Origin of the sequence: Phaeovulum sp., from assembly GCF_041596715.1 — a bacterium.
Lineage (GTDB): Bacteria > Pseudomonadota > Alphaproteobacteria > Rhodobacterales > Rhodobacteraceae > UBA6213.
Genome location: NZ_JBFHIA010000109.1, coordinates 1 through 9,686, shown reverse-complemented (window position 1 = coordinate 9,686; position 9,686 = coordinate 1). Strand labels below are relative to the sequence as shown.

The window sequence follows — 9,686 nt, the reverse complement described above, 5'->3', positions numbered from 1 at the left end:
GCGGACCCGATCTTTCAGGGGCTGGCGATTTCGTTGTTGTTCGGCCTTCTGACCTCGACCCTGCTGACCGTTCTGGTCATCCCTGCAATCTATCGCGTGTTCAGAACCTGAACACGCACCTCAACCCAAATGAAAGGAATATCCATGTCTCTTGATCGTCAGGTTCTGCTGTTTGCCGGGGTAATGATCCTGCTCAGCATTGGGCTAACACTCTGGGTTTCTTCGTACTTCGTCTGGTTCACGGCCTTTATTGGCGTGAACCTGATCCAATCGGCATTTACTGGCGTTTGCCCGGCGGCGCTGGCTTTCAAGGCCCTCGGCGCCAAGAAAGGCTGCGCTTTCGAATAGGAGCGAGCAAATGACACAAGATGACCCAGAGGGCTTCACCGGCAAGGTAGAAGACAGTGCGCGCGCCGTGGCACTGCTGAAATCCTTGTCGCACGAGGGCCGGCTGCAAATCCTGTGCATTCTGATCGACAACGAGTTGAGCGTCACCGAAATTGCGGCGGCGCTCGACACGAGCCCCTCGAGTGTTTCGCAGCAAATGATGCGTCTGCGTGCCGAGGGGCTTGTGCAGACTACGCGGCAGGGCAAAAGCGTGATCTACCGGCTGGCGCGCGAGGAACTGGAGCCGGTGTTACGAACCTTGCGCGACACGTTCTGCAATCCACGGAACAGCGGTGCCGAGGACCGATAGCGCGGCCCAAAGCGCGGCCACTGTTTTCGGCTATCTCTAGCAATCTGGGGGCGGCATCGGCTTTGCGCCGAGACTTGATGCGCACTGGCAAAACGAGTGATGGCCTGCATGCCCAATGGGCAGCAGGCCATCTTGTTATGTTCTCAAAGCGTAAAATGCGCTGAAACTTTGCGCCCGCGGCCCCATCACCTTTTGCCCTCAACCCTTAGGGCGGCTGGTGGTGGCGATGGGGCCCGGGGAAACGTCAGCTTTGCGCAGGCCAAGCGTCGAACGGCTGCTTGACCAATTGCATGGTGCCATCCGCGCCTTTGTGGATGTTGATCCATGCCAGCCAGTTCACATCGTCGATTTCCGGGTAGTCCAGCCGATAGTGGCTGCACCGGCTTTCGGTGCGCATCAACGAGGCGCGCAGTTTCATCTCGGCCGACAGGATCATGTTGCGGGTTTCGAACACTAGCCGCAACTCGTGCATATTGGCCGCCCGCAGCATCGGGGCATGATGATCGCGCAGCTCTTCGATATAGGCCAGCGCCGCCTGCATCATCGTGCCTTTCTTGACGTAGAGCACGAAGTTCGGGATCATGATCCCTTGCAAGGTCTGGGTTACCCAAGCCGGGCCATAGCCTTTCTCGCGCTTTAGGGGTGCGAGGATTTCATCGATCACTTCGCTCAGCTTGGCATCCGGGATCACGGGCCAAGCGGACGCCGCAGCAAACTCTGCCGCTGCTTCACCGGCGATGGCGCCTTGCACGGCTGAACCCGCTAGCGACGAGCCAATCTGGGTATAGATCCCGCCCGCCATGTAGCTGCCCAATGCGTCACCCGCAGCGTAGAGACCGGGAATGTTGGAGGCGCAGCGATCATCGATCGGAACCAATCCTTCGGATTTGTGGATCGCCATCCCGGCAGAGGCCCCGCCCATCGACGCACCTCCGACCGCACCCATACCGGGGGCACCGCCGCCACCAGGAGGGCCACTCGGTGGGTCACCCGGAGGGCCACCGGGCGCTCCGCCAGCACCATCGCCGCCGGGGGGGGGACCCCCGGGCATGTCGTTGCGCTGAAACTCGGCTGGTGTGACTGGGCCACCCTCATCTGCTGTGGTGCCATCTACCCTTCCGGGGCCGCCCATGATCGGATTGCCCTGCATGTAAGCCTGATAGTTGACATCTATGCCGAGGTCGTGGTGCACTTCTACGCCGCTGGTGCTCGGCACTTGGTCGAACATGTCGCCCCAGCCATCGTAGCAAGCGGCGGGGTTGACCGCCCGGCCCGTGTGGCCATCGTTCCATTCCTTGCCGGTGACCTTGGCGCCAATCTCGTAGGCCATGATCGTGCCGTCATGCGTTAGATCGCAAACCGGAAAGCCGTTTGGCTTGAAGCCGCCCGCGCCGGTGCAAAGGATCACGGTTTTCGCGCGGATTGTGACGGTTTCTTCGGCGTCCAGCCGGAAACCCGCAGCCCCGGCGATCTTGCCGTCTTCCTTGATAAGATGCGTGATGACCACGCGTTCCATCAACGGAATGTCGCGCGCCTTGATCGGGTTCATGAACGACCGATGCGCTAGGGTCTGGTCAAAAAAGCCCCATTCCTTCAGCTCTTGCGCGCGCGCCTTCGAGTGTTCGGCCAGTTGGCGCGTATAGACCGGGTTGCTGGTGCCAAGCGCCGAGCGCGACACGGCGGCGGCGAATTCGTCCATCGACAATTCTTCTTTTTCCGCGTCATAGACGAAAAAGCCTTTGGCAAAGGGGGTCAGACCGGAAGAACCGAGCCGCCCTTTTGAGACGATCATCGTGCTGGCACCGGCGTCATACGCCTTTACCGCGGCGAAAAGCCCGGCCATGCCGCCACCGATGACCAGAACCTCTGTCTGATGGTCGGTATTGGTGATCGCCTCGGGGTCCAGTTCAACTTGGTTTACGGCCCAGGCCGCGTTCAGGCCCATCGAGGCCAGTCCGACCGCGCCGCCGCCAAGCGCCATGAACTCGCGCCGATTAGGGCTTAGTGTTTCTTGCTGTTGGGTCATCATTCAGCTCCTTGCGGGATGGGGGTGCGAGCCGGTCGCGCGGCCCAGTAAAGACGCACCAGCAAACCACCTCCGACCACCGCCAGTGTGATGTAGAGCGCGGCCATAGGGGCGTTGGTGTGTCGGCCCAATTCGATCGAGTGCCAGATTGCTGTGCCTAGAAAGGCCACCGACAATACGCCGTGTGCATAGCGCCAGGTGCGATAGGGAAAGCGCCAGCGCTTGATAAGCCGCATCCGCAAAAACGCGGTCACCCCCAGCACGATCATCAACACCCAAGCGATCAGGCCAAGCACGACGCCGAGGCTGTTGAACGTGGTCAGCATGGTTACAAACGCGTCCCACGGCTTGATCCCGGCCTCGAAGTAGCGCGGCAGCACGACCAGAAACGGGTGCACGGTCAAAAGGCCGATAGCGCTGTAGGCGATCGCCTTGTGCACGGTTTGGATATCGCGGGGCTTGAACAGGCGAAGCAGCACTTCGTTGCTGCGCGCAAGGAAAAGTTGCCCCAGCATCAACGAAAACGCGACCAGCGTCGCAACCGAGATCGCCTCTTTCAGATACGAGCGCCGGGGCGCATCGCCGAGCGTGTAGAACAGAAGTGGCAGGCCAATGAACACGGCCAGCGCGGTGACAATGGCAAAGAGTTTTGCGTCGGATTTCATGGTTACCCCCAGGACACGATGACGGGAATGGATTTCTCGGGTGACATTTCGATGGCGTCGACCGGGCAGTACATCCGGCACAAATGGCAAATCTGGCAGTCTGCCGGATAGGTGATGACTGCCTTGCCGCTGTCAGGATCCAGCCGGATCACGTCGCAAGGGCATGCCTGCACACATTCGCCGCAACCGATGCAGCCGCTGATGCTTTTGATCGTCATTGTGTCTGCCCTTTCGATGAAATCCCCACAAAGCCGGGGGCATTCAAGGCCGGGGTGGCGATTGGCCCGGGACGATTGCGATTAGGTTTCATGGTCTGCTCCGGGGTAAGGTTCGTTACCCCTGCAATCTGGCGCGTGAATATGGAGCGACGAGGAAGTTGCGCGAAAAAACGCGCCTGAATTGCACAGGCTTCACCGCCGCACGGCAGGCGCGGGCGCGGCCCTATAAAAACAAGGTGTTATGGCATGTTTCGACGGCGGCGCTAACGGTTGGTGAGCAGGCTGCGGCCAAGACAGGTTGACCCGGTCTTCGCCAATCTCCATCGTCGCTTCACATTTCGGCAACAAAGCAGACACATGAGCCTTGCGCGCCTACCTCTCATTACCAAGCTGTTCGCGGCCATTGGCCTGACCGCGATGCTGGTCGTCGTGACCATGGCGCTGCTTGTGGCCTCGAGCATGCGTGAGGGGTTCGCGCAGTATCTGCTGAAGGGAGAGTTGCTACAGCTCGAAGGTCTGGTCGAGGCACTTGCGCAATCGCACGATCTGCAAAACCCCGGCTGGCCCGAGTTTCGCAATGATCCGCGGCGATGGACCGACTTCACGATACGCCATAGCGGCCCGGATGCGCGCACGGTACCTGAACTGATGGCACCGCCACCGCCCGTGGCGATCGGCGAACGCCTGACGCTGCTCGGCGCTGATGGCACATATATCGCGGGCCAGCGCGCCCATGCCGCGGTGCATGAGCTTGTGCCGATTCCTGCGCTTGATGCCGCCGCCGGTGACGCCCCGCTTGGCTGGCTTGAGTTTTCCGCACCCGGAGGGCTGCAAAGCGAAACCGATGCGTTCTATCTGCGCGGGCAGCTCAATTCGTTGATCCTTGCGGCGATCATCGCCACAGCCCTGTCGGCCATTGCGGCCTATGTGCTGGCGCGCCAGTTCCTCGCTCCGATCCGCGCCTTGGAAACCGGCGCGCGCAGGCTGGCCAAAGGCAATTACGCCGCGCGCATCCCAAACACGCGCAGCGACGAACTGGGCCGCCTGATCGACCATTACAACGACCTTGCAGGTAGTCTGGAGGCCGCCGAAATCGCTGAAAAGCAATGGATTTCTGACACCAGCCACGAATTGCAAACGCCGCTGGCGGTGCTGCGGGCCAATATCGAGGCAATTCAAGACGGTGTGCGCGAGCCAGACGAGCGCACCTTGCGCGCCATGCATAGCGCGGTGGAAAGGTTGACCCGGCTGGTGAAGGACTTGCGGATCCTCTCGGATGGGCGCGAGGACGGGTTTGTCGCGCTGCGCCGAAACACCGACGTCGCGGCGCTGGTTCACGAGGCGTGCGATTCTGCCCATAGCCGTTTTGCCGAGGCCGGCTTGCAGCTTGAAGAGTCTGTCGCCGGGCCGATGATAGTACAATGCGACCCGCACCGAATGCGGCAGGTGATCGACAATCTTCTGGAAAACTCGCTGCGCTACACCGACGCGCCGGGCCGCGTGCGCATCGCGGCATGGCGTGACGCGGGCGAAGTGCTTCTGCTGGTCGAAGACACGGCCCCCGCACCGCCAAAGGCATCAATGCCACATCTGTTCGAACGTTTTCACCGTGGCGAAACCTCGCGCTCGCGGGCCCTTGGCGGGTCTGGTCTGGGGCTGGCAATCTGCAAGACGATTGTCGAGGCACACGGCGGCGCCATTGCCGCCACTGTCTCTGAGCTAGGTGGTCTTCGTGTTGTCGTCACCCTGCCGGCAAAGGAACCAACATGACCCAAGCCAAACGCATCTTGATTGTCGAAGACGAATTGGACCTTGCCGAAATCATCGCCGACTATCTGCGCAAAGCCGGGATGGAGGCGGAAATCCTGTCCGAAGGGACGCATGCGGTTGAAACCATTCTGGCCAAGCAACCCGACCTTGTGGTGCTTGACATCATGCTGCCGGGCAAGGACGGGCTAGACATCTGCCGCGAGGTGCGCGCAAAAAGCGACGTCCCGATCATCATGGAAACCGCGAAGGTCGAAGAGATCGACCGCCTGCTTGGGCTGGAATTGGGGGCGGACGACTATCTGTGCAAGCCATTCTCGCCGCGTGAACTGGTTGCCCGGATAAAGGCCATACTGCGGCGCAGCACATCTGCTGCTGCCGAAGAGCGGGTTGAAGACGCATTGGTTCTGGATGAGGAAACGTGGCGCGCGCGGCTTTATGGCAAACCGCTGGAACTGACCCGGCAGGAGTTTCGCCTGTTGCAGGTACTGTACAAGCGCCCGAACCGCGTATTCTCACGCGCGCAGTTGCTCGATCTGGCGTTTCGCGACGATCGGGACGTGATCGACCGCACCATCGATAGCCATATCAAGAATATCCGTATCAAGACAAAGGCAATTGCGCCGGGGGTTGACCTGATCCGGTCAGTCTATGGCGTCGGATATGCTTTTGGAGATTGAAGCGGCCCGCGTCTGGGGAATGAAATTGCGCGGGCCGCTTCAGATGCGCCTACTGCCTTGGGGGGGGCGCATCGTTCGGCATACAGGCCAGTTTCTCATCGGGGGTCGTTTGGCATAGGCCCTCTACCTTGTCGCCGCTTTGCGGCAGGGTCATCGAGCACACGTCACCGACCACCTTCGCTTCGCAAGCCGCGAGCGCCTCGACCGGAGCACCTGGCCCACCGCCTTGCTGTGGCGGCCCACTTTGGGCAAACGCAATTCCTGCAACCGCCATGAGAATGCCAATTCCGGCAGCGCGAACAGCAAGCCGCGCGCGGTGCCGACCGGGCGCGCCGGTCGATTTTTCTGGGGTGTGGTCCATGTGGTGTCCTTCCGTCTTTCTTCTTGTGCGGCAGGGTTTGACACCCAAAATTGGAGACAAAACGAATTTTCTGAACTCGACGAAACTTTTTTGGCATTTTCGTCAGCGCGCGCGGGTGACGACGCGTTTGCGCCAAAGCTGCGTGCGCCCTGCCATTTCGACCGCCCTCAGGCAGTGCTTTGGGGTCCCCCCCAACAGGCGCGTGGTCAGCGCCGCGATTGCGAGCGCGGTGCCGCACCGCCGCCAGATGGTTTTCGGAAGCCACCAAGGCGATTTCGGACGTTAACGGTACATTAATATTAAGCCTTTAAGCCCGCTAATAGCCCTTGCTCGGCTCGCTTGCGTCATCATGCCTCGGCATGCCGGGTGGCAAGTACGGGCCGCGAAGGGGCTGCGGGCTGGGTTTATCGAGGAAGTGGCTTTCGGCGATGACGAACTGGGCAAGTGTGTATCGGTCAAAAGTACCAAGAAACGCAGCCAATGCCTCGTTGAAGACGCCGGGCAGTCCACATCGGCGGGTGATGCGGCAACGATTCCCCGCCATGAAACATTCGACCAGGCCGAAATCTGCCTCGGTAGCACGCAGAACATGACCGAGATTGATCTCCTCTGCCGGACGCGCCAGCGTAAAACCCCCGCTTCTACCGCGCACTGCGCGCAAAAAACCCTCGCGGATCAGAAGAAGAACCACCTTTTTCATATGTGCGCGCGAGACGTCAAATATCTCGGCGGTTTGTTCGATGGTCACCAGCGCGTCTGGCCTGCTCGCAGCGTAAAGCAGAGCGCGCAATGCGTAGTCGCTGAATTTGGTCAATCGCATATGAACCTCAGGTGTTGTGCGCGGCCTCCCTGCAGCATCACAGCCCACCCGTCCTTGATTCGGATCATGACGGCGAAGGTCCTGCGCCACTGTGTCGCGCGGAGCCTTACAGCAAACAGGATTGACGTTCAATAAGGGTTATTTTAAATAGCCCTATAACCAATGCGCACTGCATGGCGCGCGACGGCATACCAAGGGGCCCGGACGCTTCGTCGGCACCGCCCCAGAGGAGGTGGTTGGATGAGAGAGCAGTGGCACCAGAGGCAAAGCGCGATCCAGCGGGCACTGCGGTTTTTACTTCCGCTCCTTCTGGCGCTGTTGCCGCTGTCGGCCATGGCAGAAGACGCGTGGCTTCCCCGTTTCATGGGCGAAGTTCCGGCCTCGGAACTTGTGCCGGGGGCCGATGCCTACGGTGCCGTGCGCGCGGACCTGCCGGTGGCACCGGTGCTGCGGGCGGGCGAAGTTGTGGGCTGGGCATTCGTCACCACAGATTTTGTCGGAACCATTGGCTATTCGGGCAAACCGATACATGTGCTTGCGGCGATCGACGCCGAAGCGCAGGTGATTGGCCTTCGGCTTGTAAAACACTCTGAACCCATTGTTCTTATTGGCATTCCGGAAGCCAAGATCACAGCGCTGATCTCCGGCTATATCGGGCTGAATCTGGCAGAGATAGCGGTCAACGCGGACCACGAGCTCAACATCATTTCAGGCGCAACGGTCACGGTGATGGTGATCGACGACTCTATCTTGCGGTCTGGCTTGCGCGTGGCGCGGGCGTTGAGTCTGGGCGGGTTGTCGCCGGAAAACTCGGCAGCGACCGGTCCGACCTACGCTATCAACGCCGAAGCAAGCGCCATCTCTGATTGGCTGACGCTTTTGGGTGATGGCACGTTGCGGCGGCTATCGCTGGACGTAGCACAGATAAACGCGGCCTTCGCAGACAACCCGGACCCGCGCGCCGCTAGCCGGGCGCTGACCGAGCCGCCCGAGACGACCTTCATCGACATGTACGCCACCTTGGTCAGCGTGCCCGGCATTCGCGATGCCCTGCTCGACGAACGCGAAGCGGCAAATCTGACGCAATGGCTGGCCGAAGACAATCGCGGCGACGGCGCTGCGGCGCAAGCGATCGTTGTGGCGGGGCGTGGGCTGTATTCGTTCAAGGGCTCGGGCTACGTTCGCGGCGGCATTTTTGACCGGATCCAGCTCATTCAGGGCGATCTGTCGGTGCGCTTTCACGACCGCGATCACCGCCGCCTTGGTGCAATCAGCGCGAACGGCACGCCAGAGCTGAGCGAAATGGATCTATTCCGCATTCCCGCCGACTCGGGGTTCGATCCTACGCAACCTTGGCGGCTGCAACTTTTGGTCAGCAGGGACGTAGCGGCGCGCGAAAAGGTATTCACGACCTTCGATCTGCAATGGCAACCGCCCGCCAAGTTTCTGACCGCGCTGGCGCCAGCCACCGCACCCATCGCCGCAGCGGATGCTGAAGACTCTGCAAAATCGGCGCTTTGGAAACGCATCTGGCAAGGCAAGCGGCTGCAAATCGCGGCGGTATCCGTCATGTTGGCGGTGCTGACTGCGGCCTTCTTTTTCCAGTCGTTCCTCACCCGCAGCGCCGCGGTAACGTTCTGGTTCCGCATCGGCTTTCTGACCGTAACGCTGGTGTTCCTTGGCTGGTATGCCAATGCGCAGCTTTCCGTCGTCAATCTGATGGCGCTGACTGGGGCGCTGATGTCGGGCTTCAGTTGGGACGCTTTCCTGATGGACCCGTTGACCTTCATCCTTTGGTTCTCGATCGCGGCTGCGCTGATCTTCTGGGGGCGCGGTGCCTATTGCGGCTGGCTTTGCCCGTTTGGCGCATTGCAAGAGCTGACGAACCGCATCGCCAAGTTTTTCCACGTGCCGCAATGGCAATTGCCTTGGGGGCTGCACCAACGCCTCTGGGCGGTGAAGTACCTGATTTTCCTTGGCCTGTTCGGGGTTACGCTGATTTCGATCGAGCAGGCAGAACATCTTGCAGAGGTCGAACCGTTCAAGACCGCCATCGTTCTGAAATTCGCGCGTGCGTGGCCCTTTACCCTTTATGCGATGGTGCTTTTGGGCATCGGGCTGTTCGTCGAACGGTTCTATTGCCGCTACCTCTGCCCGCTGGGCGCGGCACTCGCCATCCCCGCGCGGATACGGATGTTCGACTGGCTCAATCGGTACCGCGAATGCGGCAACCCGTGCCAGACCTGTGGCAACGAATGCATGGTGCAAGCGATCCACCCGACGGGTGCGATCAATCCAAACGAATGCCTCAACTGCCTGCATTGTCAGGTTCTGTATCAATCAAAAACAAAATGCCCGGTGGTGATCCGGCAACTCAAACGGCGCGAAGCCGTGGGTGCTGCCCCGTCGCTAACCCGTGAGGCCAAGGGCCGGGCACCTGACTTAACCCAAT

General features: G+C 60.6%; 10 protein-coding genes. 5 read left to right on the top strand and 5 right to left on the bottom strand.

The genetic code is table 11. The features are described 5' to 3' along the window. The first annotated feature begins 144 nt into the window (after positions 1 to 144). Both ABY403_RS09040 and ABY403_RS09035 read left to right on the top strand, forming a co-directional pair. Entirely contained in the window at positions 145 to 348 is a 204-nt protein-coding gene (locus tag ABY403_RS09040; RefSeq protein WP_372840458.1) for a DUF2892 domain-containing protein, read from the top strand. A gap of 10 nt (positions 349 to 358) precedes the next feature. After that, on the top strand, positions 359 to 697 hold the full coding sequence (locus ABY403_RS09035) for an ArsR/SmtB family transcription factor (protein ID WP_372840457.1): 339 nt from the start codon (positions 359 to 361) through the stop codon (positions 695 to 697). A 244-nt stretch (positions 698 to 941) separates the two neighbouring features. Here the strand turns inward: ABY403_RS09035 and ABY403_RS09030 are convergent, their stop codons facing one another. The 3 genes from ABY403_RS09030 to ABY403_RS09020 are packed head-to-tail and all read right to left on the bottom strand — an operon-like array spanning position 942 to position 3,606. Beyond that, entirely contained in the window at positions 942 to 2,723 is a 1,782-nt protein-coding gene (locus tag ABY403_RS09030; RefSeq protein ID WP_372840456.1) for an FAD-binding protein, read from the bottom strand. Beyond that, positions 2,723 to 3,388 (bottom strand): ferric reductase-like transmembrane domain-containing protein, encoded by a 666-nt coding sequence (locus ABY403_RS09025; protein ID WP_372840455.1) that lies wholly within the window; start codon positions 3,386 to 3,388, stop codon positions 2,723 to 2,725. The genes ABY403_RS09030 and ABY403_RS09025 overlap by 1 nt, the downstream gene beginning before the upstream one ends. Positions 3,389 to 3,390: 2 nt before the next feature. After that, the gene (locus tag ABY403_RS09020) at positions 3,391 to 3,606 is read right to left on the bottom strand and encodes a ferredoxin family protein (RefSeq protein WP_372840454.1); all 216 of its coding nucleotides are present in this window, start codon (positions 3,604 to 3,606) and stop codon (positions 3,391 to 3,393) included. A 357-nt stretch (positions 3,607 to 3,963) separates the two neighbouring features. On the opposite strand from ABY403_RS09020, the gene ABY403_RS09015 reads away from it, so the two are divergent. Beyond that, positions 3,964 to 5,376 (top strand): ATP-binding protein, encoded by a 1,413-nt coding sequence (locus tag ABY403_RS09015; RefSeq protein ID WP_372840453.1) that lies wholly within the window; start codon positions 3,964 to 3,966, stop codon positions 5,374 to 5,376. Next, positions 5,373 to 6,053: a response regulator gene (locus tag ABY403_RS09010; RefSeq protein WP_372840452.1), complete on the top strand. Its 681-nt coding sequence runs from the start codon at positions 5,373 to 5,375 to the stop codon at positions 6,051 to 6,053. Before ABY403_RS09015 ends, ABY403_RS09010 begins: the two co-directional genes overlap by 4 nt. Before the next feature lie 49 nt (positions 6,054 to 6,102). Here ABY403_RS09010 and ABY403_RS09005 read toward each other — a convergent pair whose 3' ends face one another. Next, positions 6,103 to 6,414 (bottom strand): hypothetical protein, encoded by a 312-nt coding sequence (locus ABY403_RS09005; RefSeq protein ID WP_372840451.1) that lies wholly within the window; start codon positions 6,412 to 6,414, stop codon positions 6,103 to 6,105. A gap of 316 nt (positions 6,415 to 6,730) precedes the next feature. Then, entirely contained in the window at positions 6,731 to 7,234 is a 504-nt protein-coding gene (locus ABY403_RS09000) for an Rrf2 family transcriptional regulator (protein ID WP_372840459.1), read from the bottom strand. Between the two features lie 240 nt (positions 7,235 to 7,474). On the opposite strand from ABY403_RS09000, the gene ABY403_RS08995 reads away from it, so the two are divergent. Then, positions 7,475 to 9,686: 4Fe-4S binding protein (locus ABY403_RS08995; RefSeq protein ID WP_372840450.1), on the top strand; the 2,212-nt coding region annotated here is incomplete at its 3' end.

Coding starts and splice junctions, on each gene's coding strand:
- ABY403_RS09040 (WP_372840458.1), top strand. CDS start 145: ATGTCTCTTGATCGTCAGGTTCTGCTGTTTGCCGGGGTAATGATCCTG.
- ABY403_RS09035 (WP_372840457.1), top strand. CDS start 359: ATGACACAAGATGACCCAGAGGGCTTCACCGGCAAGGTAGAAGACAGT.
- ABY403_RS09030 (WP_372840456.1), bottom strand. CDS start 2,723: ATGACCCAACAGCAAGAAACACTAAGCCCTAATCGGCGCGAGTTCATG.
- ABY403_RS09025 (WP_372840455.1), bottom strand. CDS start 3,388: ATGAAATCCGACGCAAAACTCTTTGCCATTGTCACCGCGCTGGCCGTG.
- ABY403_RS09020 (WP_372840454.1), bottom strand. CDS start 3,606: ATGACGATCAAAAGCATCAGCGGCTGCATCGGTTGCGGCGAATGTGTG.
- ABY403_RS09015 (WP_372840453.1), top strand. CDS start 3,964: ATGAGCCTTGCGCGCCTACCTCTCATTACCAAGCTGTTCGCGGCCATT.
- ABY403_RS09010 (WP_372840452.1), top strand. CDS start 5,373: ATGACCCAAGCCAAACGCATCTTGATTGTCGAAGACGAATTGGACCTT.
- ABY403_RS09005 (WP_372840451.1), bottom strand. CDS start 6,414: ATGGACCACACCCCAGAAAAATCGACCGGCGCGCCCGGTCGGCACCGC.
- ABY403_RS09000 (WP_372840459.1), bottom strand. CDS start 7,234: ATGCGATTGACCAAATTCAGCGACTACGCATTGCGCGCTCTGCTTTAC.